Source organism: Roseivivax sediminis (assembly GCF_900112685.1).
GTDB classification, from domain to species: Bacteria; Pseudomonadota; Alphaproteobacteria; order Rhodobacterales; family Rhodobacteraceae; genus Roseivivax; species Roseivivax sediminis.
In genome coordinates, this window is record NZ_FOMS01000001.1 from 470,734 (window position 1) to 494,330 (window position 23,597).

The following is a 23,597-nucleotide window of genomic DNA, read 5'->3' on the forward strand; positions in this document are numbered from 1 at the left end:
CTCGACCCATCCCCCGAGTTCACGGAGGCGATACGGGCGGGAAAACCTTCCGGGCACCACGGGGACGAACGCCCGGGCCCGGCTCGGTGTCCGGTCGGGATCCAAAGCGCGATTGATGAGTGGCGGAGGCGCGCATGGGGCCCGCGGGACGGGTCACGGCGCGGGACGGTCTCCCGCCCATGCGTGCTGAAGCAGATCCCGTATCGCGGCGCGGTCGAAGCGGCGCGGGTTGGGATAGGTGTTCTTCACCGCGATATCCGCCGCACGATCGAGATCCGGTTCGGCGATGCCGATATCCTGCAGGCTGCGCGGGGCGCCGATCTCGCCGGCGAAGTCCCACAGCCCGGCCCCCGCCGATCCGCCGCCGAAGGTTTCGGCGATCGGCGCCAGAAGCTCGGGCACCGCGACCTCGTTGAAGGCGGTCGTGTAGGGCAGCAGGATGGCGTGCGTGTCGGCGTGAGGCGTGTCGAAGGTCCCGCCGAAGGTGTGCGCCAGCTTGTGATGCAGCGCCATCGACACATGGCCGAGCGCCGTCGAACAAGCCCAGGCACCGTAAAGCGCCCGTGTGCGGCCCTGCAGGTTTTGCGGATCGCGGATCACGGCCGGCAGCCCGTTCCGGAACGCCACCAGAGCGTCCTTGCACAGCAGCTCCAGCACCGGATTGAGGTCCGGCGCGTAAAGCGCCTCCATCGCGTGGGCCAGCGCATTCATTGCCGAGGCGACCGTCATCTCGACCGGCAGGTCCAGCGTCAGGTCGACATCGTAGATCACCGTCTCGGGGCGGATGTCCGGAGAGCGGCGGGTGGTCTTCTCCCCGCCCTGGGTCTCGCCCAGTATGTCGGTCATCTCCGAGCCGGCATAGGTGGTAGGAATCACAACCTGGTCGGCCCCGCTGCGCGCCGCGATCGCCTTGGCCAGTCCGACGGTGGAGCCCCCGCCGAGGCCGACCACCGCGGTGGCGCCGCTGGCACGGAACTCGGCCATCGCAGTCTCGGTCACCTCGACCGGAGTGTGCATCGCGGCGCCGGCGAACACCCCCGCCGAGAGCGCGCCGAGCTGCGCGGCCAGCGCCTCGGCCGCGTGCCGCTGGTTCGGCCCCGACAGCACCAGGGCCTTGTCGTGACCCAGGCGCTGCACCTCTTCGGCGGTCTGCGTCAGCGTTCCAGATCCGAATATGACCCGCTGGGTGATGCCCGGGAACGTGAATGTGTCCATCATCTGGGGGCCCCCATGGCCGGATCGCGCCCGGCCGCCATGTCGTGCAAGACAGCGCGCAGGATCGCGATCTCTGCGCCGGAGACCTCGTGCGGCCGTCCGGGGAAGACGTCACTGCGCAGAGCGGCGCCGCCGCGCGCGAGATCGAGCGCCGCATCGGCCATCGCCTCGACCGGGATCCAGGGGTCCGCGTCACCGCCACTGAGATAGACCGGCAGTCCCCGCGGCACTGCCTGGGGCCGGCCGTCGGCCGACACGCCCACCCGGCAACCGGTGAGCGCGGCGAGCGCATCCGGTCCGGGGCGGCCGGAAAAGGCGTATTCCAGCGCCAGGCAGGCGCCCTGCGAAAACCCCGCGAGAAGCAGCGGCAGGCCGGGATGTTCTGCCCGGGCCGCAACGATGTCGGCCTCCAGCACATTCAGCCCGCGTCCCAGTTCCGCACGCGTGTCGCATGTCAGCGGATCGACGGCGCGGGCGGCGTACCAGACGCCTCCCACAGCGCGTGGCAGAACGAAGGCCGTGGCGGTCGTGTCGAGCCGCGCCAGCACGTGCGACTGCATCTCTTCGGGGGACTGGCCGCGGCCGTGGACGAAAACGCAGACCGCCTTCACCCCCGCGCCGCCGCCGACCCGGAGCGCGCGTTCGGTCATGCGAACTCCGCGTCTTCGAGCCCGGCGCGCAATTCGTCCTCGCGGTCCTTGAACCAGGGCGGAAAGACCAGCGTCTTGCCGATCTCGCCCGGCGCCTCGTCGCGGGCCCAGCCCTCCGGCGTGGTCCAGGCCAGTTCAAACAGCGCGCCACCCGGAGAACGGACGTAGCAGGACTTGAAGTAGTTGCGATCCTTCTGCTCCGAGATATCGGTAAAGCCGAGGCCTTCGATATGGGCGCGCAAGGCCAACTGGTTGTCCTCGTCACCCGTGTTGAGCGCGAGGTGATGGATGGTGCCCCCCGACAGCGTCCATGTGCCCTGGTCGCTGTCGCGGTCGGTGATGACCTCGACCCGCTGGATCACGCCATCCGCATCCGGCACCCGGTAGACGGTGCCCTCGTCGCTGTCGGCTTCCTTGGTCATCGGCAGGGCGACGGTCAGAAAGTCTTCCATAGCGGTGCGATCGAAACAGGCGACCAGTCCGCCGTAGATCCCCTTGATCCCGTGATCCTTGCCGATGCCCTGCGCCGCGTTGGTGATCGGCTCGCGCGGGTCGCCGTCGCTCTCGACCAGCTCGTGCGGAATGCCGCAGGGATGGGCGAACGCGACCCGGTCGGCGCCGAAGCGACTGAGCTTCTCGGCCGCAATACCGCGTTCGTTCAGCCGCCCGACCCAGAAATCCGCCGCGCCCTTCGGGATCGACTGCATGATCGTGCGCGACTGGTTTGTGCCGCGCCGGCCGTAGATTCCGGGTTTGCGGAACGGGAAGGTGGTGATGATCGTCGAGGCGTCGCCGTCGGGCGAGCCGTAATAAAGATGATAGACCGGGATCACGCCGTCGAAGAGCACGGTGCGCTTCACCGAGTGCAGCCCGAGGGTTTTTGTATAGAAGTCGAAGTCTTCCTGCGCACCGTCGGTGGACAATGTAAGATGATGGTAGCCGCTGATCTGTGCCATTCCTATTTCCTCCCGTTTGGCTCAGTGTCGCCGGCCCGCGCGGGGCACAGCACGAATTCGAGGTCGAGCGCATGGCACGGACGTCCGCCTCGGGGCGGCAGCGCACGGAACTCGGCCAGCAGTTCGGGTTTCACCCCGAAGACGGCGTCGCGATCGACGGCAGGGTCGGCGCGATCGAAGACATGGGTTGTAAGCGTCTCGTAGCCCTTACGGCAGACGCGGAAATGCAGATGCGCGGGCCGGACCGGCGGCAGCCCGAGAGCAATCATCAGCCGACCGGCGGGTCCGTCGCTTGGCAACGCGTAGCCGGCGGGCTTCACGGTCAGGAAGCGGAACCGCCCCTGGGCATCGGTACGGAACCGGCCACGCAGGTTGAACTCCGGCTGCAGATGCGGATCCTGGTTTTCGTACACGCCCTGGTCGTTGGCGTGCCAGACTTCGACCCCGGCGCCCGCGACGGGCCTGCCGCCCAGCGCCTGGATGCGTCCCGACACCTCCAGCGGCTCCCCCTTGCCGTCGCGCGATATATTGCTGCCCGCGAGCATTTCCGGCACATCCTCGCGGTAGAAGGGGCCCGGTATGGTGTTCGGCGTCGCGCCGGCAGGACGCGCGTTGCTGAGGTCGTGGACCAGCGTCGATACGCCCAGAAGATCGGCAAGCAACACCCATTCCTGGCGGCGCCGATCGACATGATGGCCGACCTCGGTCAGAAAAGCGACGATCGCGAGCAGCTCGTCGCCGGAGAGACGGATGTCTGCGATGATCCGGTGCAGCCCGACAATTCCCTGACCGAGGGCCGTGACCAGCCGCGAACGCGGCAAAGCCACCAGACGTTCGGCGATCTCGGCGGTGACGCCTGGATCGGCCGCCGCGGGCATGCGCTCCAACGATTCGCTCCGGGACATCATCGCCGGGGCCTCCCTTCCCCTCGGCATAGACGTAAGCCGGCGAAGCCGGAATTTGTTTGATTTCTGAGTCAGGGATTATAGCGATTCGTTATGGACCTGAATGAGCGACACCTGATGCAGCTTGCGGCGGTGCTGGAAACGGGCAGCGTCTCCGAGGGCGCGGCGTTCCTGGGCCTGACCCAGCCTGCGGTGAGCCGGTCGTTGTCGATGCTCGAAGCGCGGGTCGGCGCGCCGCTCTTCGTCAAGGGGCGCAGGCCGCTTCAGGGCACGGCTCTGGGGCTGCAACTGGCCGCGCAGGGGCGCATCATCATCAACGCGTCGCGGCAAGCCTCCCAGGCGGCCCAGGGATTCGTGAAAGGAACCAGGGGCGTTGTCCGCGTAGGCGGTGTGCCGTTCTTCATGGACGCAATCGTCAGCCAGATTTTCGGTGAGTTCCAGATCCAGGAACCAGACATCACGATACAGCAGAGCTACATGAACCTGCCCGAGGTCGTCGCCGCGCTCAAGGCTGCGCAAATCGACCTCGGCATCGTTGCCATCGGCGACGCGTCCTCCGGGACGGACTTCGAGTTTACCGAGCTCTTGCCCGGCCGCAACATCGTCGCCTGCCGGACCGGCCACCCACTGATGCGCAAACGCCCGCTCCTGACCGGGGATCTGACAGCTTATCCTTGGGTCGCGCCCCTCCCGGGATCGCCGCTGATGTCCGATCTGCAAATGATCCTGATGAGCATCGGCACGTCGGAACTGAACATCCGCTACTCGGGCGGCTCATTGATGAGCGTCGTGAATTTTCTCGCTGAAACCGATGCGCTTGCGGTGCTACCGTTCTCGGTGGTTTTCGCGCTGCGCAAGGAGAACCGGGTGACCGTCCTGCCCTACGACATCCCGCAGCCGAACCGGTCGCTGGGCATCATGCGGCAATCGGAAACCACACTGAAACCGGCGACGAAGCGTCTGAGCGCCCACCTCGTCCAGACGTTCGACCGACTGAAACACACGATCCAACGGCACGAGAACGCGGTGGTGTGGGGAACATGAAGAGGCCGGGCGGTCCCTTCCCGGCACCGATCGCGAGCTTCAGGCCCATCGCTACATGCCTCACCACCCGCCATGCTGCTTACTGCCAGCGTGAAAGCCGGAGCGTCTCGTGCTTGACCGGATTGGGGACACTCGCGATCCCGGCCGTCGAGGCAGATGTCGGGATCACGACGGGCGAACGGCATTCCGAGGCGCTTCGCGCGCGTCCCGTGGCACGTGTCGGGTGAGAAACACCCACACCGCAGCGGCCAGGCAACTCCGCGTCAGCGGCGTGCGCGTCACCGACATGCTCCGGCACAAGCGCAAGAGCGGGACTCTCGAACCGGCGCGGCGCGGCGATCCAAGAGCGTAACCTCTCTGGTGGGCAAACGGTCCCGCCAAAACGCCGAGAGCAGGCGGCAGCGCGTGCCGCGCGACACGCTCTCAGAGGTTGTCGAACTGCGGCATGCCGAGGACGTGGAACCCGCCGTCGACATGGATCACCTCGCCGGTGGTGAAGGCGCCGGCATCCGAGGCCAGCCACACCGCGGTGCCGCCCACCGCCTCCAGCGTCGCGTTGGAGCGCAGGGGCGCGTTCGCCTCGGTGTGCTTGTAGCTGCGCCGCGCGCCGCCGATTGCCGCCCCGGCGAGCGTCTTCATCGGCCCGGGCGAGATCGCGTTCACGCGGATCCCCTCGGGGCCGAGGTCGTTGGCAAGATAGCGCGTCGCCGATTCGAGCGCGGCCTTCGCGACGCCCATCACGTTGTAGTTCGGCACCACCTTGTTCGACCCCTGGTAGGTCAGCGTCAGGATCGTGCCGCCATTGTCGACCATCAGCGGATGCGCGCGACGCGCGACCTCGATGAACGAGTAGCAGGAAATCTCCATCGAGTGCTTGAAGTTCGCCCGCGAGGTGTTCTTGAACCGCCCCTGCAATTCGGACTTGTCCGAAAAGGCGATCGCATGAACCAGGAAGTCGATCGTCGGCCAGTGCGCGGCGAGCTGCTCGAACGCCGTGTCGAGCGAGGCGTCGTCGCAGACGTCCACGTCGAACAGAAGCTCCGACCCGACGCTTTGGGCCAGCGGCGCGAGGCGCGCGCCGAAGGCTTCGCCCTGGTGGGTGAAGGCAAGCTCCGCCCCCGCCTCGTGCATCGCCTTCGCGATCCCCCAGGCGATAGAGCGTTCGTTCGCGACGCCCATGACCAGCCCGCGCTTGCCCTTGAGATCTACCATATGCGTGTCGTCCGTCTGTAATGCCGCGGCGCCGCGCGCCGGCTATTCGGAATAGCGGCTGAGCAGCATGGACCCGTTGGTCCCGCCGAAGCCGAAGGAATTGGTCATCACCGTGTCGAGGCCGGCCGCGTCCACCCGCGCGGTCGCGATCTCCTCGGGCTTAAGCGCGGGGTCGAGCGTGTCGACGTTGATCGAGGGGCAGATGAAATCGTGCTCCAGCATCAGAAGGCAATAGACCGCCTCCTGCGCGCCGGTCGCGCCCTGGCTGTGCCCGGTCATCGACTTGGTGGAGGACACCGGCGGCGTGGTGCCATCGCCGAAGACGCGGCGGACCGCCTCGATCTCGCCCACGTCGCCCACCGGCGTGGAAGTGCCGTGCGCGTTGATGTAGCCGACGCTGCGTCCCTCGGGCAGCGTCTCGAGCGCGATGCGCATCGCGCGCTCGCCGCCCTCGCCGGATGGCGCGACCATGTCGTGCCCGTCCGACGTCGCGCCGTAACCGGTGACCTCGGCGTAGATCTTCGCGCCGCGGGCCTTGGCATGTTCGAGCTCCTCGAGCACCAGTATCCCGCCGCCGCCGCCGATGACGAAGCCGTCGCGGTCCGCGTCGAAGGCGCGCGAGGCTTTCTCGGGCGTGTCGTTGTATTTCGAGGACATCGCGCCCATCGCGTCAAAGAGGCACGACAGCGTCCAGTCGAGCTCCTCGCCGCCGCCGGCGAACATCACGTCCTGCTTGCCCATCATGATCTGCTCGGCGGCGTTGCCGATGCAGTGCAGCGAGGTCGAGCAGGCCGAGGTGATCGAGTAATTGATGCCCTTGATCCGGAACGCGGTCGAAAGGTTCGCGGAGATCGTCGAGGACATGCACTTGGGCACTGCCGTCGGCCCGATCCGCTTGGGCGCGCCCGTTTTCAGTACCGTCTGGTGCGCCGCGAACATCGCGGAGGTGGACGGCCCGCCCGATCCGGCCACGAGACCCGTGCGCGGATTGACGATGTCGCTCTCCTCGAGGCCCGCATCGGCGATCGCCTGGGTCATCGCGATATGGGCATAGGCGGCGCCCGGCCCCATGAAGCGCAGCGTGCGCTTCTCGATATGCTCCTTCAGGTCGAGCTTCACGTCCCCCGCGATCTGGGAGCGGAAGCCGTGCTCCTTCATGTCTTCGTTGGCGGTGATCCCGGAGCGGCCGGCTTTCAGCGCGGCAAGCACTTCCTCGGCATTGTTGCCGATGGACGACACGATCCCCAGTCCGGTGACGACGACGCGGCGCATGGCGCCTCCCCTCGATTGAATGCGGTGCTCAGCTCTCGGAGAGAGCGACCTTCATGTCCTTGACCTGATATATCGTCTCACCGTCGGCTTCGACACGCCCGTCGGCGACCCCCATGGTCAGGCGGCGGGTCTGCACGGCCTTGGTGAAGTCGACGTAATAGGTCAGCATCTTGCGGTCGGGCCGGACCATGCCGGTCAGCTTCACCTCGCCCACGCCAAGCGCGTAGCCCCGCCCCTGCCAGCCGCGCCAGCCGAGGTTGAAGCCCGTAAGCTGCCACAGCCCGTCGAGCCCCAGGCAGCCCGGCATGATCGGGTTGCCGGGAAAGTGGCACTGGAAGAACCACAGGTCCGGGTGGATGTCGAACTCGGCCACGACGTGGCCCTTGCCGTGCGGACCGCCCTCGCCCGAGATGTCGGTGATGCGGTCCATCATCAGCATCGGCGGTTCGGGAAGCTGCGCGTTGCCGGGGCCGAACAGCTCCCCGCGCGCACATTTCAGGAGGTCGTCCTTGTCGAACGTGGTCGGATAATCGGCCATCTGCGCGGGGCGCCCTCTTCCTGGCAAGTCGTCCGCGTCCGTCTATCACCGCGCTCGCGCCGCTTGCAAGCCTGCGTGATCGGTCGCGGCGCGGGTGGCCTCGTGGCGGAATCCGATTGAAAACATGGGGTATGACACCCTATATCTGGTTCAAAGCCATCAAGCGGCATGCGAGCGAGTGATGACGCCTGAAGCAATCGACCGGGGAACGAACTGGCTGGGCCAGGCGGGGCTGCGTCCGACGCGGCAGCGCGTGGCGCTGGCCGCGCTGCTCGTGGGGGACGGTGACGACCGCCACGTGACCGCCGAGAGCCTTTTCGCAGCGGTCAAGGAAACCGGCGAGAAGGTGTCGCTGGCCACCGTCTACAACACGCTCAAGGCCTTCTGCGACGTGGGCCTGATGCAGGAAGTAACGGTCGACGGCTCCAAGAGCTATTTCGACACCAAGACGCACGATCACCCGCATTTCTTCTGGGAAGAGGACGGGCGCCTTACCGATGCGCCGCCGCACGAGCTCAAGATCGCGCAGCTTCCCGACGCGCCCGAGGGCGCGGAGATCGCGAGCGTCGACGTGGTCATCCGGCTGCGCCGCAAGGGCTGAGCGCCGCTAGACCGGCGCGCCGCGCTGCCACGTCCCCAGCAGGTCCAGATCGTCCGACAGATGCACGAGATCGGCGCCGGCCCCCGCGGCGAGGCGCCCGATATCGCGCCGCCCGATGGCGTCGGCGGGCCGCGAGGTCGCCATCGCCAGCGTCTCCTCCAGCGAAAGACCGAGCGCGCGCACCAGCCGCAGCGCGCGCGGCAGGTCGAGATCGGCGCCGGCCAGCGTGCCGTCTGCCAGCGTGAGCCGCCCATCGGTCCGTCGTATCTCCCGCCCGTTCAGGGTGAAACTGTCGAGGTCGGTTCCCGCCGGGGCCATGGCGTCGGTGACGAGGAAAAGCCGGTCGGGCTTGGCCCGGCACGCGAGGCGCAGGGCAGCCGGGTGAACGTGAACGCCATCGGCGATGATCCCGGCCCAGGACTGGCCGTCCAGCGCCGCGCCGACCAGGCCCGGCGCCCTATGGCCGAGCGGGCTCATCGCGTTGAAGAGATGCGTGACCATCGTCGCCCCGGCGGCCTCGGCCCCCCGCGCGGTGTCGTAGCAGGTGCCCGTGTGGCCCAGCGAGACGATTGCGCCCGCCTTGCGCAGCGCGGCGATCTGCCCCGCGCTCGCCGCCTCGGGCGCGAGGGTGATCAACAGCGTCGGCAACCGGCGCGCGGCGTCACTAAGCTGCGCGAGATCGGCGTCGGTCATGGGCCGGATCAGCGCCGGATCGTGCGCGCCGGCGCGGCGCGGATCGAGATGCGGCCCCTCGAGGTGCAGCCCGCCGATGCCGGGCACATGGCCCGCGGCGTCCACGGCCGCCGCGATCGCCGCCCCGGTCTGCCCGGCGGTATCGGTGATCAGCGTCGGCAGCAGCGTGGTGGTGCCGAGACCCGCATGGGCACGGGCGATCCGTGCCATCGTCTCGGGCGTCGGCGCCTCGTTCAGCATGAGCCCGCCGCCGCCGTTCACCTGAAGATCGACGAAACCCGGAGCGAGGAGGCCATCGAGCGGCGTGCGCGGCATCTCCGCCGGCAAGACCGCCTCGGGCGTGAGCGCGGCGATATGGCCGCCATCCAGGATAACGGCGTGATCGGCCAAGAGCCGCGTGCCGTCGAACACGACGGGGGCGGTGAGGGCATGCAGGCTCATGCGCCGGTCTCCGCGAGCCGCCGCGCACGGGCGAGCGCACCGTCGAGCGCGCCGCCCTTCGGCGCCACACGCGCCTCGGCGAGCGGGGCGGCGAGGCGCGGCGCGTAGGTCCCGGCCAACCCGCCGGACAGGCAGAAGGGCTCCCCCGGCTGCCAGCCGAGGGCCGCGGCGGCGCGGTGCAGGTAGGCCGCGCCGTCGGTGAGGATGGCGTGGCCGAGCGGGTCGCCTCCGGCCGCGGCCACGCGCGGGGCGAGCGCGGCGAACGCCTCCGCCGTCGCGGTGCGGGCGAAGGCGACGATGCCGGGGATGCCGCCGAACTCCGCCAGTGTCGCATCGGCGAGCGGGGAGCCGGGGACGAGCCCCTCGGCCGCGTGCAGCGTGCGGGACAGAAGCTGCCGGCCGATCCAGGCGCCCGAAGCCTCGTCCCCGAGCACCGCGCCATGCCCGCCAATGGCCCATGCCTCCGCCCCCTGCCGCCGCGCAAGGAAGGAGCCGGTGCCGATTCCGGCGAGTGTACCGTCCGCGCCGTCGAGGGCGCCGTCGAGGGCCGCGCGCCAATCTTCCTCCACGACCACGCGCGAGAGCAGCAGGGCGGCGGCGACGCGGGCGCAGGTCGCCTCGTCAATCGCGCCGGCAAGGGCGAGGCAGGCGGGAACCCGGATCAGCGAGACGCCGGAGGTGGCCTCCAGCGCCGACAGGCCGTCCGTCAGGACCGCGACGCTGCCGTCGAAATCGGAAAAGACGTTGGCGGCGCCGCGCTCGATCCGGTGGGTGCCGTCCGCGGCGACCAGCAGGAAGCGGCTGCCGCTGCCGCCGCCGTCGACCGCCAGGAAATGTGCCGCCATTGCCGATCCCTCGTTGCCCTCTGCCACGCCTGCATCGGCGGGGCGCGGTGTCAAGCTGTGGAGGCGGTTGCGGCCCTTGTCTGCCGCACGCGCCGCACGAAGGCGAGAACGAAGAGCGCGGTCAGGATCAGCACCACTGTCGGCGCTGGCGCGCTGTCGAGCCAGAAGCTCGCGTAGCTGCCGGCGGTCATCGAAACGGCACAGACCGCGACCGCCACAGCCAGCATCGCGCCGAAGCGGCGCACCACCAGAAAGGCGATGGCCCCCGGCGCGATCAGGAGCGCCACGGCGAGGATCAGCCCCGTCGCGCTGAGCGTCGCGACCACCGTCAGCGACAGGATCGCCAGAAGCGTGTAGTGCAAAAGCCCGACGCGCAGGCCCGAGGCGCGCGCCTGCGCCGGGTCGAAGGCGTGCAGGAGGAAATCGCGCCATTTCAGCAGGAGGATCGCCGAAACCGGCAGCGCGATCGCCCCGGCGGTCCAGAGATCCTGCGCCCCCACCCCCAGCATGTTGCCGAAGAGGATGTGGTCGAGATGCTGGTTGGTGTTCACCTGCGTGTAAAGCACAATGCCGAGACCGAACATGCCCGAGAACACGACGCCCATGACGGTGTCGCGCTTCACGCGGGAGTTTTCCGCGAGGTAACCGGTCAGCAGCGCGCAACTCATCCCGGCGGCAAAGGCGCCGAGGATCAGGGGCAGGCCGGTGAGCCAGGCGATGACCACGCCCGGCAGGATCGCATGGCTGACCGCGTCACCCATCAGCGCCCAGCCCTTGAGCACGAGGAAACAGGACAGCAGCGCCGTCGGCACCGCGACGATCAGCCCGATCAGGAAGGCGTTCTGCATGAACGGGAAGGTGAAGGGCAGAAGGAGGTCGGTCATTCGGCGGGCGCCTCGGGTGGTCGTTCCAGCACCGCGGCGCTGCGGGCGCGGGCGGCGAGAAGGCCGTGCTTGGGCGCGAAGACGAAGGCGAGCAGGAACAGGACGGTCTGCAGGCAGACGATGACGCCGCCCGTGGCTCCGTCGAGGAAGTAGCTCGCATAGGCGCCGGCGAAGCTCGTCCCCGCGCCGATCGCGACAGAGGTCACGAGGAGCCGCGGGAAGCGGTCGCAGAGCAGGTAGGCGGTGGCGCCGGGCGTGACGACCATGGCGATCACGAGGAAGGCGCCGACGGTCTGCATCGCCGCGACCACGGCGAGCGACAGGAGCGTGAAGAACATCAGGCGCAGGCGCCCGGGATCGAGCCCGATGGAGCGCGCGTGTGTCTCGTCGAAGAAGACCGCGAGGAGGTCCTTCCACTTCGCCAGAAGCACGACAAGCGACACGACGCCGATGAGGACGAGCTGGACCGTGTCGCCTGGAGAGATGGCGAGGATGTTGCCCATGGTGATGGTCTGCACGCTGACCGCCATCGGGTTGAGCGAGACCATGAACAGGCCGAGCCCGAAGAAGGCGGTGAAGATGAGCCCGATGATGACGTCGATCTTGAGGCCCGAGCGCTCGGACAGGAACAGCATCGTACCGGCGGCGAGCCCGCCGGCGATGAAGGCGCCGAGCGCGAAGGGCAAGCCCAGCATGTAGGCGCCGGCGACCCCCGGGACCACGGAATGCGAGAGCGCGTCGCCGATGAGGCTCCAGCCCTTGAGCATGAGATAGGCCGAGAGGAACGCGCAGACGGCCCCGACGAGGGCGGAGACCCACATCGCGTTGGTCATGTAGCCGTATTGGAAGGGTTCGAGCAGGATCATGGGGCGGCTCCCGGCCCGCTCATCCGCCCTGTGCGGGCGTCTTCGCTATGGCTCATGTCCCGTCCCCGGTGGTACGTGCGCGGTCGCCGTAATGAACCAGCGGGCGTTCGTCATCGGTGAAGATCGACACCGCGCGGTCGTCGTCGTCGTGATCGTCGTGCAGGTCGGCGCCGCCGAGCGTGAACTGGCGCAGGACACCGCCGAAGGCGCGTTCGAGGTTGGACTTGGTGAACACCTCCTCGGTCGGGCCGTGGGCGAGGACGGTGCCCTTGACCAGCACGGTGCGGTCGCAGAATTCCGGCACCGAACCGAGGTTGTGGGTCGAGACCAGCATCACCCGCCCCTCGTCGCGCAAGTCGCGCAGAAGCGCGATGATCTGCTCTTCCGTGGTCACGTCGACGCCGGTGAAAGGCTCGTCCAGAAGGATCACCTGCCCCTCCTGCGCAAGCGCGCGGGCGAGGAAGACGCGCTTGCGCTGGCCGCCCGAAAGCTCCCCGATCTGGCGATGGCGGAACTCGGTCATGTTCACCCGGGCGAGCGCGGCGTCGACGGCGTCTCGGTCTGGCTGTTTCGCGCGGCGCAGGAAGCCCATATGGCCGTAGCGGCCCATCATCACCACGTCCTCCACGAGGACGGGAAAGGCCCAGTCGACCTCCTCGGCCTGCGGCACGTAGGCGACGAGGTTGGCGCGCAGCGCGTCGCGAACGCTGCGGCCGAGAAGCGTGATCGACCCGCGGGCGAGCGGCACGAAGCCCATGACCGCCTTGAAGAGCGTCGACTTGCCCGCGCCGTTCACCCCGACGAGCGCGGTGATCGTGCCGCGGGGGATGGCGAAGGTCGTGTCTATCAGCGCATTGTGGCCGTTGCGATAGGTGACCGCGACGTCCTCGGCGACGATGCCGTCCGCGCTGTCGGCGGCGGCGTCCTTCATGAGCCGTCCGTTTCGGGGGCGAGCCCGTCGGCAACGGTCGTCGCGGTCTCGCGCAGAAGGTCGAGGTAGGTCGGCACCGGCCCGTTCTCGGCCGTCAGCGAATCGACGTAGAGCTCGCCCCCGTAGCGCGCGCCGGTCTCGCGCGCGACCTGCTTGGCGGGCGCGGTGTTCACGGTGCTTTCGCAGAAGACCGCCGGCACCTCATTGTCGCGTACGCCGTCGATCACCGCGCGGACCTGCCGCGGCGTGCCCACCTGATCGGCGTTCATCGGCCAGAGGTACAGCTCCTTCAGGCCGAAATCGCGCGCGAAGTAGGAGAACGCGCCTTCGCAGGTGACAAGCCAGCGCTGGCCTTCGGGGATCTCCTCGATCCGGGCGCGCAGGGGTTCCAGCGTGCCGCGGATCTCGTCCTTGTAGGCCTCGGCATTGGCGGCATAGGTCTCGGCGTTCCCGGGGTCGGCCTCGGAGAGCGCGGCGGCGATATTGTCCACGTAGGTCAGCGCGCTTTCGAGACCCATCCAGGCGTGGGGGTTCGACTGGCCCTCGTAGGCGCCCGCGGCGATCGGGATCGGGTCGATCCCCTCGGAGATCGTGACCGACGGCACATCGCCGAGATTGGCGAGGAACTGTTCGAACCAGAGTTCCAGGTTGAGCCCGTTCCACAGGATGAGATCGGCGCCCTGCGCGCCGACGATATCCTGCGGCGTCGGCTCGTAGCCGTGGATCTCCGCCCCCGGCTTGGTGACGGACACGACCTCCGCCGCGTCCCCGGCGACATTCCGCGCCATGTCGGCGATCACCGTGAAGGTGGTGACGACCTTGAGCGGGTCGTCCTGGGCCTGCGCGCCGCCGGCGGCGAGGCCAAGACAGAGCGAGAGGATCAACGGGCGGGACATGCGGGTCTCCTTCGGGTGCGGGCCGGTCGAAGCGGGTGACCTCGGCATCGGGCCCCAGTTGCGAACGATTCGCAACTGGGGCAGGAATGAGCGCGTCCGGCGCGAAATTCAAGAGCGCGCGTGCGAATTTTTCGTGATGGAAGGGGCGGCGCCCGTATCGGCGGCAGGCTGGTGGAGCGAGGCCGGATGGACGTGTCGCGTGAAGAGCGCCGTGCTGCCCGGGTGCACGGCGCGCGCGTGGGGGCTCTGCCCCCACACCCCCGGGATATTTACGGGCAGATGAAACCAGGGGAAGCGGTGGCAAGCCGGGTGCGGCGTCGTCGGAGGGGTGCGCCCCGCGGGGCTCGCAGGCGCTCAGGCCGGGCGCAGCCCCAGAAGATCGCGCGCCTCGGCCGGGGTGGCGACGGGCCGTTCGTACCTGGCGCAGAGCGCGGCGGCGCGCGCGATCAGCGCCGCGTTCGAGGGCGCGAGCGTATCGCGGTCGAGGCGCACGTTGTCCTCGAGCCCCGCGCGGGTATGCCCGCCCGCCGCGATGGCCCATTCGTTCACCACCACCTGGTTCGCGCCGATCCCCGCAGCGCACCAGAGCGCGTCGGGCGCGCGCACCCTCATCGTCTCGACGTAGAAATCGAAGACGGTGCGGTCGGCCGGCATCGCGTTCTTCACGCCCATCACGAACTGCACGTAGAGCTTGCCGGGCAGCTTGCCGGCGTCGTGCATCGCGATGGCCTGCAGGATGTGGCTGAGGTCGAAGGCCTCGATCTCGGGCGTGACCTCGTAGGTGTGCATTTCGCCGGCGAGCCAGTCGACGAGGTCCGGCGGATTCTCGTAGACGCGGGTGGGAAAGTTGTTCGATCCGACGGAGAGAGAGGCCATGTCGGGGCGCAGCGGCAGCATCCCGCCGCGCGCCTTGCCGGCGCCGGAGCGCCCCCCGGTGGAGAACTGCACGATCATGCCCGGGCAGTGTTTTTCGATGCCCTCCTTCAGGCGGGCAAACTTCTCGGGGTCCGAGGACGGCGTCTGATCGTCGTTGCGCACGTGGCAGTGGGCGATGGCGGCGCCGGCCTCGTAGGCTTCGTGCGTGGATTCGACCTGTTCCGCGACGGTGATCGGCACCGCCGGGTTGTTGTCCTTGGTCGGGAGCGATCCGGTGATCGCCACGCAGAGGATGCAGGGTTTGCCGGACACGTCAGACATCGAAGAACACCGTTTCGTTGTCGCCCTGAAGGCGGATATCGAAGCGATAGCCGCCGTCCTGCGGCACCGCCATCAGCGTCGGGATGCGGTTCTTGTGCTCGATCCGCGCGAGGATCGGATCCTCGGCGTTCGCCTCCTCCTCGTCGGCGAAATACATGCGGGTGTGCAGGCCGATATTGATGCCCCGCGCGACGATCCAGACCGTCACGTGCGGCGCCTGAAGGCCCCCGTCGGGCATCGGCACCCGGCCCGGCTTCACGGTGTCGAAGGTCCATTCGCCGGTCTCGGGATCGCCGGCGAAGCGCCCGAACCCGCTGACACCCGGATCGGCGGGTCCGCGCGGATCGTTGCCGGGGTACACACCGTTCGCGTCGGCCTGCCACACTTCGATCATGGCGTCGCGCAGGGGCGTGCCGGTGCCGTCCCAGACGCAACCGGTGACGGTGATGTGGGGTCCCTTCGCCTGATCCGTGCGCATCACCTGCCCGAGATCGTCGGGATAGACGCCCGTGATGCCGCAGACATTCGGCACGCAGCCGATATGCACATAGGGTCCGGCGGTCTGGCTGGCGGTTTCCTTGAGGTAGGGAAGTGTCTGCATCTTTCGTCTTCTCCGGCGCTCGGGCTCAGGTCCCTTCCGGGCGGTTCTCGAACAGCGTGGCGCGGCGCCCGCGCAGCACGATGTCGAACTTGTAGGCGCGCGAATCCATCGGGATCGTCGCGTTCATGTCGAGCGGCGCGATCAGCTGCTCCACCGCCTCGCGCGAGGGGATCGTCGCCACGATCGGACAGCGCCAGATCAGCGGGTCGCCCTCGAAATACATCTGGGTGATGAGTCGCTGAGCGAAACTCGCCCCGAAGACCGAGAAGTGGATATGCGCCGGCCGCCAGTCGTTGCCGCCGTTCGGCCAGGGATAGGGGCCGGGCTTGACGGTGCGGAAATGGTAGCTGCCGTCCTCGGAAGTGATCGTCCGCCCGCAGCCGCCGAAATTGGGATCGAGCGGGGCGAGGTAGCCCTCCTTCTTGTGCCGGTAGCGCCCGCCGGCATTGGCCTGCCAGAACTCCACCAGCGCGTTCGGCACGCCACGGCCGGTCTCGTCCAGCACGCGGCCATGGACGATGATGCGCTGGCCGATCGCGCTTTCGCCCGGGGCGGCGAAGTTGTGCAGAAGATCGTTATCGAGCGGACCGAGGACATCGTGGTCGAAGACCGGCCCGGTCTCTTCCGAGAGAGTCGGCGGGAAGGAGACCAGCGCCCGCGAGGGCGCCCGCGTGACCGACGTCTTGTAGCCCGGCGTGAAGGCCGGCGGATGCCACGTGCGTTCACGGGAAAAGAGCGGGCCGTCACTCATCGCCCGCCTCCATCTCGGCATAGGTCGCCTTGGCCAGCTTCAGCGCGTGATTGGCGCGCGGCACGCCCGCATAGATCGCAACGTGCTGGAACGCCTCGAGCACGTCGCGCTTGGAGGCGCCGGTGCGCGCGGTGGCCCGCACATGCATCGGGATCTCCTCGAAATTGCCGGTGGCGGCCAGAAGCGCCAGCGTCAGCATCGAACGTTCGCGCGGCGCGATCCCGTCCGAGGCCCAGACCGTGCCCCAGGCGGCTTCGGTGATCATCTCCTGGAAGGGCTCGTCGAAGGCGGTCTTGGCCGCTTCGGCGCGGTCCACATGGGCGTCGCCCAGAACCTGCCGCCGCATCTTCATGCCGATATCGTACCGCGCCGTCACGTCGCCCTCCTCCGATCCGCCTTCCATGAATACAGAACGGGCGCCCGAATGAAATTGCGAAATTCCGGACGGAAACCACCCGCAGGCGGCGAGCCCGGCCGCCGCGCGCGCCGACGTCGAATCACCGCCGTCCTCGCGACCGTGGCGCCGCAGCAGAGGGGGTCCGCATGACGCGGCCCCGAGGCACCCATGCCCGCGCCGCGCAGGCAGCGGCCTGCGCGCCTCGTCGGCCCGCACATGCCGCCCCCAACGGCCCGGCGCCCCTGCTTCTTTGGGCTTGAAATACTCCGGGGAGCGCGAGGGGCTGGCCCCTCGCTCCCGCCCGCGCAGGAAGCCCTGCGCGGGGGAGGCTTTTCCCGGCGCTCCGCTCAGCCGATGATCTTGTTGAGCGTCGCGGAGGGGCGCATCACCGAAGCGGTCTTGTCCGCGTCCGGGTGGTAATAGCCGCCGAGATCCGCCGGCTGGCCCTGCGCTTCGGCCAGTTCCTGGGTGATCTTGTCGGCGTTCACGCGCAGCGTCTCCGCGATCGGCGTGAAATGGCTGGCGATATCGGCGTCGTCGGTCTGCTTGGACAGGGCGTCCGCCCAGTAATACGCGAACCAGAAATGGCTGTCGCGGTTGTCCGGCTGGCCGACCTTCCGCGACGGCGAACGGTCGTTGTCGAGGACGCCTTGCGTGGCGACCTCCACCGCACGGCCGAGGACGCGCGCCTTCTCGTTGCCCTGCTGGTCGGCGAGGAACTTCAGGCTCTCGCCGAGCGCACAGAACTCGCCCAGGCTGTCCCAGCGCAGGTGGTTCTGCTCCTGCAGCTGCTGGACGTGCTTGGGCGCCGAGCCGCCCGCGCCCGTCTCGAACAGGCCGCCGCCGTTCATCAGCTTGACGATCGACAACATCTTGGCCGAGGTGCCGAGCTCCAGGATCGGGAAGAGGTCGGTGAGGTAGTCGCGCAGCACGTTGCCGGTGATGGCGATGGAGGTCTCGCCCTTGCGGATCGTCTCCAGCGTCTTGCGGGTCGCCTCGCGCGGGGCGAGGATCTCGAACTTGTCGGCGACGCCCTGCTCTTCGAGGATCGGCTTGACGAAGCTGATGAGCTGGGCGTCATGCGCGCGGTTCTCGTCGAGCCAGAAGATCGCCTGGCAGCCCTCGGCCTTCTGCCGCGCGATGGCGAGCTTCACCCAGTCCTCGATCGGCGCCTTCTTGGCGGAGGCCGACCGCCAGATGTCGCCCGCCTCGACCGCGTGCTCGTGCAGCACGTCGCCGTTGGCGAGCACCAGCCGCACGCGGCCCTTGGCCGGGATCTCGAATGTCGTGGGGTGGGAGCCGTATTCCTGCGCCTTCTGGGCCATCAGGCCAATGTTCTGCACCGTGCCGGAGGTCGTCGGATCGAGCGCGCCGGTCTCCTTGAAGTACTTGATCGTCTCGTCATAGACGGGCGCGTAGCTGTTGTCGGGGATCACGCAGTTGACGTCGTGCTGCGCGTCGTCCGGGCCCCAGCCCTTGCCGCCGGCGCGGATCACCGCCGGGATCGAGGCGTCGATGATCACGTCGGAGGGCACGTGCAGGTTGGAGATGCCCTTGCCGCTGTCGACCATGTACATCGGCGGACGCTCGTTCATCACGCGGTCGATCTCGGCGCGGATCTCGTCTTCCTTGCCGGTCTCGGGCAGCCGCGCGAGCAGGTCCTTGATGCCCGAATTGGGGTTCGCACCCGCGGCCTTGAGTTCATCGCCGTACTTCTCGAAGACCGGCTTGAGGAATTCCTTGACCGCGTGGCCGAAGATGATCGGGTCCGACACCTTCATCATCGTCGCCTTGAGGTGGATAGAGAACAGGATCCCCTCGTCCTTCGTCTTCTCGATCTCGTCGGCGAGGAAGGCGTCGAGCTTGGCCGCAGACATGAAGGTCGCGTCGACCACCGTGCCGGCGGGCAGTGCCACGTCCGATTTCAGCACCGTCTCGGTGCCGTCCTCGGCGACGTGCACGATCTTCGCGGTGCCGGCCTGCGCATCGCTCAGCGTCGCGGAGACCTCGTTGGAGTAGAAGTCGCCGTCCGGCATGGACGACACGCGGGTGCGGCTCTCCGGCGACCAGGAGCCCATCGAATGCGGGTTGGCCATGGCGTATTTCTTCACCGCGGTCGCGGCGCGGCGGTCGGAATTGCCCTCGCGCAGGACCGGGTTCACCGCCGAGCCCTTGATCGCGTCGTAGCGGGCGCGTGCGTCCTTCTCTTCGTCCGTCGACGGCTCGTCGGGATAGTCGGGAATGTCGTAGCCCTGCGATTGCAGCTCGCGCACCGCGGCGACGAGCTGCGGCACCGAGGCCGAGATGTTCGGCAGCTTGATGACGTTGGCGCGCGGCTCCTTCACGATGCGGCCGAGCGCGGCAAGATCGTCCTCCTGCTTCTGCGCGTCGGTCAGGCGCTCGGGGAAGGCCGCGATGATCCGCCCGGCGAGCGAGATGTCCCTGAGGCCCACGCTGACGCCCGCGGCCTCCGTGAAGCTGCGGACGATCGGCAGGAGCGAGAAGGAGGCAAGCTCCGGCGCCTCGTCGACCTTGGTGTAGATGATGTCGGGAATGGGCTGATCGGCCATGTCGGTCTCGTCCTTGTCCTGTCGCGGCGTCGTATACCCTAGTATACCGTGAAGGTCCACTGACCTGCTGCGGCAGCGGACCGGGGCGCAAATCGGCGCGTCGGTGGCAGTTCAGGATCAACATAGTCGCCGAATGCCGGCAAGTGGAGTGTCCGGACGCGCGAACGCCCGACCGCCGTGTGGCGGTCGGGCGGAACGAGGCGGATCGACGGGCCGAAAGACTTACGGTGCGGGCACCGCCAGCCGGGCGAAGGGGCCGGGTCCGAAGCGGGCGGAGATCTGCGCCACCGCGACGGTGACGTCGCCGCCGGCGAGGTCTTCGGCGAGGGCGGAGGCCGGATAGCGCCAGTCCGGGCCGCCGCGCGTGGTCTCGCGCAGGACGTCCTGCCCGCGCTCGATGCGGACGACGTATTCCTCGCGTTCCTCGCCCAGCGGCACGTCGGGCAGCGACCAGTCGTCGCCGTCGATGCGCGTGCGCCGGATCCAGCTCAGCCCGAGCCCGCCGCCGTCCGGCACGGCCCGCAGATGCGCCGGCGCGTAGGGGCGCAGGCCCACGCCGTCGAAGGCCTCCACCCGTTCGACATAGGACGGATCGTCGTAGGGGCGCAGGGCCGGCCCGATCCGGTAGTGGCGCGCCTGCCGCCGGTCGCTGGCGGCAAGGGCGATCTGCACCGGGCGGCCGTCGAGCTTCACCACCCGCGATCCGGCCGGCCAGACGGGCGGCATCACGCCGTCGGTGCCGTAGCGCCCGCGCAGCCGGTGCGACAGGAGCCACCGCCCCGGCCCGATCATCTGCACGTCGCGCGCCTGGATCAGCTCCCACGCGCCGGGCGTGCCGTCGCCAATGGCCAGAAGGTTGCCGCCGTTGAGGAGCCCTTCGTCGTCGATCCCCTCGAACGCGCCGGAGAAGAGCCGCACCTGCAGCGCCGCGCCACGGTCAATGCGCCCCGCCGGCGCCTCGATCAGGGCGCTTTCGGTGCGGCCGATGGCAGACCGCGCCGCGATGATCTCGTTCAGCGCGTAATCGGCATCGGTGGGCGCGTCGTAGACCGCGACGGTCCCCGGCCAGGGCGTCGCGGTGATGGCGATGTGGGGCGCATGCGGCGCCTCGTCCCCGGTGATCAGCGGCAGATCGAGGAAGACCGGCAGCACCGGCACCGCCGGCACGAAGGGGCGCAGGTTGGCGGCTGTGTCCGGAAATTCGGACGGCACGTAGGTGCCGGGGTCGATGCGCACAGCCTCCAGGATCTGGCGGTCGGTGACCTCCACCCGGTCGATGCGAAACCGCGTGCCGGACAGCGAGACCACGTCGCCCGCGCCCAGCGGCAGGCGCGAGGGCGGCAGCGCGAAGCGCACCGATTCGCGGGCGAGCCGCGCCTCCACCAGCCAGCGCTCTGCGATCTGGCGCCCCTCGGCACGGGTCAGCGACACTGCCACGTCGCTTTCCGATATCGCGTGCGTGGCGTCGTCGGGCAGGATCGCCTCTTCGGCTACCGTGTCGTGGTCGCCGTCCGCCTCGAAGAAGCGCAGGCGCACGCGGCCGGCCATCTCGGCCTCCGCCGCGCGCGTCTCGATCAGGCGGGCGTCGAGGTCCGCCGACAGGGCCAGCCCGCTTTCGTCGATCTCGGTGGCGGGTGCCCCGCCGCGCATGCGGAAGACCAGCGTGCCGCCGCGCTCGATCGCGTCGAAGCCGTAGGCGAGCATCAGGGGTTGCAGCGCACGGCGCGCGTCGCCGACCTCGGGCACCGCGTAACCGCGCACGAAGCCGTGGAGCGCGGAGGTGTCGATGTCGGTCAGCCCGGCGCGCGCGCAGATCGCCGTGACCACGGCGGCCAGCGTCTGCGCCGAGGCGCGCCCGGTGATCCAGTGCCCGCGCCGCCAGTTGCCGCCGTCGGCCCAGGTGTCGCCCAGCGCCGGGAACCACGGATAGGGGCGTGCATCCCAGGCCCAGACGAAAGTGCGCGACAGGTCGATCATCCGCCCGCCGTATTCGGGCGAGACGGGGTTGTGCCCCGGATCGCCCCAGTAGAGGTGCAGCGCCTGCAAATACTGGTGCTGGATCAACTCATCCCGAAGTCCGTTCGAATGGCGCGGCAGGAAGCTTTCGGACGACTTCGGGTCAAGGAACACGTTCGGCTGGTTGGTGCCCTTGTCGACGGCGGGGCAGCCGACCTCGGTGAACCAGATCGGTTTCGACATCGGCTCCCACGCGGTCGGGGTCGCCGCGCGTACACCGCCGGGGCGATTGTGGTGCCGCCGCGACCACCAGTTGCGCAAATCCTTGTAGCGGTAGACCCACGGCTCGCCATGAGCGCCGTCGGTGATCGGCACCCGCCGCTGGGCCGCGCGCGCCTCGGGCGTGGGGTAATACCAGTCGTACCCCTCGCCGCCCGCCACGCCGGCCAGCAGGTAATCCAGATCGTAGATCGAACCGTAGGCGGCGGCGTGATCCTCTTCGTCCCTCCAGTCCGATTGCGGCATGTAATTGTCGATGCCGACGAAATCTATCTCGGGGTCCGCCCAGAGCGGATCGAGGTGGAACCACACGTCGCCAGAGCCGTCCTGCGGGTGGTAGCCGAAATATTCCGACCAGTCGGCGGCATAGCCGATCTTCGTCTCCGGCCCCAGCAGCGCGCGCACCTCCGCGGCGAGCGTGCGCAGGTGCCGGACCGAGGGGAAGCCGGTATCGTCGCGGATCTGAGTGAGCGCGCGCATCTCCGAGCCGATGCAGAAGCTGTCCACCCCGCCCGCCGCGGCGCAAAGTGCGGCGTTGTGCAGGATGAAACGGCGAAAGCTCCATTCGTCCGGGCCGGAATAGGCCACGCGGCCCTCCGCGACGTCGAAGTCGGCCGCGGCGGCGGTGCCGAAGAAGGCGTCGACCTCGGCCCGCGCGGCGGCGGTCTTGTCGGGCGTGCCCTCCCGCCCCGGCGCGACCGACAGCGTGATGCGTCCGCGCCAGGGCAGCACGGCCTGATCGTCGGCCCCGGTCCAGGGGTCGGGCAGGCCGTTGCACTCGAGCTGCTCCATCAGGATGAACGGGTAGTAGAGGACGGCCTGCCCCTCTTCGCGCAGCTTTTCGATCGCCTCGATCACCGCGTCGTCTGCGGGGGTGCCGCCGTAGATCACGCGGCCGTCGATCTTCGGCACCTCTTCGGCGGTGTCGCGGGTGAGGCCCGAGACCCGCCACGGCATCTTCTTGGCGTCGAACTCGGTCTGTTCGACCTTGGGGCGCAGGCGGCACGTCCCGCAGCGCAGGTCGTCGCCGAACCAGCTGACCACCAGCGACACCGCGTCGTTATTGGGCAGCTCGTCCCGCATCATGCGAAGCGAGGTGTTGAAGTCGGGCTCTTCGGACGGCGAGTTGACGTTGACGAGCTGCGACGACCCTTCCCCGAACACCAGATGCTGCTGTGTGGCGGCGAGGGAATACTCGCCCGTCCCCGGCAGCATCGCGACCCCGCGGATGAGCTGCGGCACGTCATCGGCCGCGACCGAGGGGCGCACCACCTCGAAGGAAAACTGCGGCACCCGGTTACCGAAGCGGCCGAGACCCAGATCCTCGATCACCACGTAGGCGGTGCCGCGATAGGCCGGCACGAAGCCGACGCCCTCGATCGCCTCCATCTTCGGGTCGGGAAGCTGGCCGTGCGTACCGGTATAGACGCGCATGTTCAGATCGCGGACCGGCATCTCGGCGCCGTCGGCCCAGACGCGGTTGATACCGCCGATCTCGCCCTCGCAGACGGCGAGCGCGAGGCTCACACTGTAGCTGTATGTCTTCACCTTGGGCTTGGGCGGGCCGCCCTTGCCGCCGCCCCCGCCCGAGGTCTTCACGTGTTCCTCGAACTCCGAGGCCCAGATCACCTGCCCGCCGACGCGCATCCGCCCGTAGACCTGCGCGATGGGCGCGCCTTCGGAGGCGCCGGTGAGGCGGAAACGCTCGATCCGGCCGGTCTCCACCGTCTCGGCGCCCTGGCCCATGATGCGCTTGTCGATCACGCGGCCGAGCGTGGCGCCGGCGAAGCGGCCGATGGCGGTCATCGAGAGGCCGAGCACCGAGCCGCCGACCGACGATCCGATCGCCGCGCCTGCGGCAGAGAGAAGAAGGGTCGCCATCGGTCAATCTCCTGGA

General features: G+C 68.8%; 21 protein-coding genes. 2 read left to right on the top strand and 19 right to left on the bottom strand.

The window, feature by feature from the left end; translation table 11 throughout:
* Positions 1-153 precede the first annotated feature (153 nt).
* From F3H57_RS02360 to F3H57_RS02375, 4 genes are read right to left on the bottom strand one after another with little or no spacing between them, the layout of a single operon-like run.
* On the bottom strand, positions 154-1,218 hold the full coding sequence (locus F3H57_RS02360) for a maleylacetate reductase (RefSeq protein WP_149754251.1): 1,065 nt from the start codon (positions 1,216-1,218) through the stop codon (positions 154-156).
* Positions 1,215-1,865 carry an alpha/beta hydrolase gene (locus F3H57_RS02365; RefSeq protein WP_149754252.1) on the bottom strand — a complete coding sequence of 217 codons (651 nt, stop codon included), beginning with the start codon at positions 1,863-1,865 and terminating at the stop codon, positions 1,215-1,217. The genes F3H57_RS02360 and F3H57_RS02365 overlap by 4 nt, the downstream gene beginning before the upstream one ends.
* On the bottom strand, positions 1,862-2,821 hold the full coding sequence (locus F3H57_RS02370; protein ID WP_149754253.1) for a VOC family protein: 960 nt from the start codon (positions 2,819-2,821) through the stop codon (positions 1,862-1,864). Before F3H57_RS02370 ends, F3H57_RS02365 begins: the two co-directional genes overlap by 4 nt.
* Before the next feature lie 2 nt (positions 2,822-2,823).
* A complete protein-coding gene (locus F3H57_RS02375) occupies positions 2,824-3,729 on the bottom strand; it encodes a dioxygenase family protein (RefSeq protein ID WP_149754254.1) in 906 nt (301 codons plus the stop codon).
* Between the two features lie 114 nt (positions 3,730-3,843).
* On the opposite strand from F3H57_RS02375, the gene F3H57_RS02380 reads away from it, so the two are divergent.
* Positions 3,844-4,770 carry a LysR family transcriptional regulator gene (locus tag F3H57_RS02380; protein WP_223162917.1) on the top strand — a complete coding sequence of 309 codons (927 nt, stop codon included), beginning with the start codon at positions 3,844-3,846 and terminating at the stop codon, positions 4,768-4,770.
* A 423-nt stretch (positions 4,771-5,193) separates the two neighbouring features.
* On the opposite strand, the gene F3H57_RS02385 is transcribed toward F3H57_RS02380, so the two are convergent.
* Genes F3H57_RS02385 through fabA form a run of 3 tightly spaced genes read right to left on the bottom strand, consistent with a single transcriptional unit; the run spans position 5,194 to position 7,792 of the window.
* On the bottom strand, positions 5,194-5,982 hold the full coding sequence (locus tag F3H57_RS02385) for an enoyl-ACP reductase FabI (RefSeq protein WP_149754256.1): 789 nt from the start codon (positions 5,980-5,982) through the stop codon (positions 5,194-5,196).
* Positions 5,983-6,024: 42 nt separating this feature from the next.
* Positions 6,025-7,254 (bottom strand): beta-ketoacyl-ACP synthase I, encoded by a 1,230-nt coding sequence (gene fabB / locus F3H57_RS02390; RefSeq protein WP_149754257.1) that lies wholly within the window; start codon positions 7,252-7,254, stop codon positions 6,025-6,027.
* Between the two features lie 28 nt (positions 7,255-7,282).
* The gene (fabA, locus tag F3H57_RS02395) at positions 7,283-7,792 is read right to left on the bottom strand and encodes a bifunctional 3-hydroxydecanoyl-ACP dehydratase/trans-2-decenoyl-ACP isomerase (protein ID WP_149754258.1); all 510 of its coding nucleotides are present in this window, start codon (positions 7,790-7,792) and stop codon (positions 7,283-7,285) included.
* A 181-nt stretch (positions 7,793-7,973) separates the two neighbouring features.
* On the opposite strand from fabA, the gene irrA reads away from it, so the two are divergent.
* Complete coding sequence (gene irrA, locus F3H57_RS02400) at positions 7,974-8,393, top strand: iron response transcriptional regulator IrrA (RefSeq protein ID WP_149754259.1); 420 nt, start codon at positions 7,974-7,976, stop codon at positions 8,391-8,393.
* 6 nt (positions 8,394-8,399) lie between these two features.
* Here irrA and nagA read toward each other — a convergent pair whose 3' ends face one another.
* The 12 genes from nagA to F3H57_RS02460 all read right to left on the bottom strand — a co-directional run bounded on the left by nagA (position 8,400) and on the right by F3H57_RS02460 (position 23,581).
* The gene (gene nagA, locus F3H57_RS02405) at positions 8,400-9,527 is read right to left on the bottom strand and encodes an N-acetylglucosamine-6-phosphate deacetylase (RefSeq protein ID WP_149754260.1); all 1,128 of its coding nucleotides are present in this window, start codon (positions 9,525-9,527) and stop codon (positions 8,400-8,402) included.
* The gene (locus F3H57_RS02410) at positions 9,524-10,372 is read right to left on the bottom strand and encodes a BadF/BadG/BcrA/BcrD ATPase family protein (protein WP_149754261.1); all 849 of its coding nucleotides are present in this window, start codon (positions 10,370-10,372) and stop codon (positions 9,524-9,526) included. The genes nagA and F3H57_RS02410 overlap by 4 nt, the downstream gene beginning before the upstream one ends.
* Positions 10,373-10,422: 50 nt before the next feature.
* Positions 10,423-11,256 carry a metal ABC transporter permease gene (locus F3H57_RS02415; protein ID WP_149754262.1) on the bottom strand — a complete coding sequence of 278 codons (834 nt, stop codon included), beginning with the start codon at positions 11,254-11,256 and terminating at the stop codon, positions 10,423-10,425.
* Positions 11,253-12,122: a metal ABC transporter permease gene (locus F3H57_RS02420; protein WP_149754263.1), complete on the bottom strand. Its 870-nt coding sequence runs from the start codon at positions 12,120-12,122 to the stop codon at positions 11,253-11,255. The genes F3H57_RS02415 and F3H57_RS02420 overlap by 4 nt, the downstream gene beginning before the upstream one ends.
* A gap of 52 nt (positions 12,123-12,174) precedes the next feature.
* Complete coding sequence (locus F3H57_RS02425; protein WP_149754264.1) at positions 12,175-13,053, bottom strand: manganese/iron ABC transporter ATP-binding protein; 879 nt, start codon at positions 13,051-13,053, stop codon at positions 12,175-12,177.
* Positions 13,050-13,949 carry a metal ABC transporter substrate-binding protein gene (locus F3H57_RS02430; protein ID WP_149754265.1) on the bottom strand — a complete coding sequence of 300 codons (900 nt, stop codon included), beginning with the start codon at positions 13,947-13,949 and terminating at the stop codon, positions 13,050-13,052. Before F3H57_RS02430 ends, F3H57_RS02425 begins: the two co-directional genes overlap by 4 nt.
* 354 nt (positions 13,950-14,303) lie before the next feature.
* Positions 14,304-15,146, bottom strand: coding sequence for a BKACE family enzyme (locus tag F3H57_RS02435; protein ID WP_149754266.1), 843 nt, complete (start codon positions 15,144-15,146; stop codon positions 14,304-14,306).
* Positions 15,139-15,747 (bottom strand): protocatechuate 3,4-dioxygenase subunit alpha, encoded by a 609-nt coding sequence (gene pcaG, locus F3H57_RS02440; RefSeq protein WP_149754267.1) that lies wholly within the window; start codon positions 15,745-15,747, stop codon positions 15,139-15,141. Before pcaG ends, F3H57_RS02435 begins: the two co-directional genes overlap by 8 nt.
* 25 nt (positions 15,748-15,772) lie before the next feature.
* Positions 15,773-16,498 carry a protocatechuate 3,4-dioxygenase subunit beta gene (pcaH, locus tag F3H57_RS02445; protein ID WP_149754268.1) on the bottom strand — a complete coding sequence of 242 codons (726 nt, stop codon included), beginning with the start codon at positions 16,496-16,498 and terminating at the stop codon, positions 15,773-15,775.
* Positions 16,491-16,874, bottom strand: a complete 384-nt coding sequence (gene pcaC, locus F3H57_RS02450; RefSeq protein WP_394349810.1) for a 4-carboxymuconolactone decarboxylase — start codon at positions 16,872-16,874, stop codon at positions 16,491-16,493. The genes pcaH and pcaC overlap by 8 nt, the downstream gene beginning before the upstream one ends.
* 368 nt (positions 16,875-17,242) lie before the next feature.
* The gene (locus tag F3H57_RS02455; protein WP_149754270.1) at positions 17,243-19,465 is read right to left on the bottom strand and encodes an NADP-dependent isocitrate dehydrogenase; all 2,223 of its coding nucleotides are present in this window, start codon (positions 19,463-19,465) and stop codon (positions 17,243-17,245) included.
* Between the two features lie 222 nt (positions 19,466-19,687).
* A complete protein-coding gene (locus F3H57_RS02460) occupies positions 19,688-23,581 on the bottom strand; it encodes a baseplate multidomain protein megatron (RefSeq protein ID WP_149754271.1) in 3,894 nt (1,297 codons plus the stop codon).
* Positions 23,582-23,597 lie beyond the last annotated feature (16 nt).

Coding starts and splice junctions, on each gene's coding strand:
- F3H57_RS02385 (WP_149754256.1), bottom strand. CDS start 5,982: ATGGTAGATCTCAAGGGCAAGCGCGGGCTGGTCATGGGCGTCGCGAAC.
- pcaH (WP_149754268.1), bottom strand. CDS start 16,498: ATGAGTGACGGCCCGCTCTTTTCCCGTGAACGCACGTGGCATCCGCCG.
- fabB (WP_149754257.1), bottom strand. CDS start 7,254: ATGCGCCGCGTCGTCGTCACCGGACTGGGGATCGTGTCGTCCATCGGC.
- F3H57_RS02360 (WP_149754251.1), bottom strand. CDS start 1,218: ATGATGGACACATTCACGTTCCCGGGCATCACCCAGCGGGTCATATTC.
- nagA (WP_149754260.1), bottom strand. CDS start 9,527: ATGAGCCTGCATGCCCTCACCGCCCCCGTCGTGTTCGACGGCACGCGG.
- F3H57_RS02370 (WP_149754253.1), bottom strand. CDS start 2,821: ATGGCACAGATCAGCGGCTACCATCATCTTACATTGTCCACCGACGGT.
- F3H57_RS02460 (WP_149754271.1), bottom strand. CDS start 23,581: ATGGCGACCCTTCTTCTCTCTGCCGCAGGCGCGGCGATCGGATCGTCG.
- F3H57_RS02365 (WP_149754252.1), bottom strand. CDS start 1,865: ATGACCGAACGCGCGCTCCGGGTCGGCGGCGGCGCGGGGGTGAAGGCG.
- F3H57_RS02415 (WP_149754262.1), bottom strand. CDS start 11,256: ATGACCGACCTCCTTCTGCCCTTCACCTTCCCGTTCATGCAGAACGCC.
- F3H57_RS02380 (WP_223162917.1), top strand. CDS start 3,844: ATGCAGCTTGCGGCGGTGCTGGAAACGGGCAGCGTCTCCGAGGGCGCG.
- F3H57_RS02410 (WP_149754261.1), bottom strand. CDS start 10,372: ATGGCGGCACATTTCCTGGCGGTCGACGGCGGCGGCAGCGGCAGCCGC.
- fabA (WP_149754258.1), bottom strand. CDS start 7,792: ATGGCCGATTATCCGACCACGTTCGACAAGGACGACCTCCTGAAATGT.
- F3H57_RS02455 (WP_149754270.1), bottom strand. CDS start 19,465: ATGGCCGATCAGCCCATTCCCGACATCATCTACACCAAGGTCGACGAG.
- irrA (WP_149754259.1), top strand. CDS start 7,974: ATGACGCCTGAAGCAATCGACCGGGGAACGAACTGGCTGGGCCAGGCG.
- F3H57_RS02375 (WP_149754254.1), bottom strand. CDS start 3,729: ATGATGTCCCGGAGCGAATCGTTGGAGCGCATGCCCGCGGCGGCCGAT.
- pcaG (WP_149754267.1), bottom strand. CDS start 15,747: ATGCAGACACTTCCCTACCTCAAGGAAACCGCCAGCCAGACCGCCGGA.
- F3H57_RS02435 (WP_149754266.1), bottom strand. CDS start 15,146: ATGTCTGACGTGTCCGGCAAACCCTGCATCCTCTGCGTGGCGATCACC.
- F3H57_RS02425 (WP_149754264.1), bottom strand. CDS start 13,053: ATGAAGGACGCCGCCGCCGACAGCGCGGACGGCATCGTCGCCGAGGAC.
- F3H57_RS02430 (WP_149754265.1), bottom strand. CDS start 13,949: ATGTCCCGCCCGTTGATCCTCTCGCTCTGTCTTGGCCTCGCCGCCGGC.
- F3H57_RS02420 (WP_149754263.1), bottom strand. CDS start 12,122: ATGATCCTGCTCGAACCCTTCCAATACGGCTACATGACCAACGCGATG.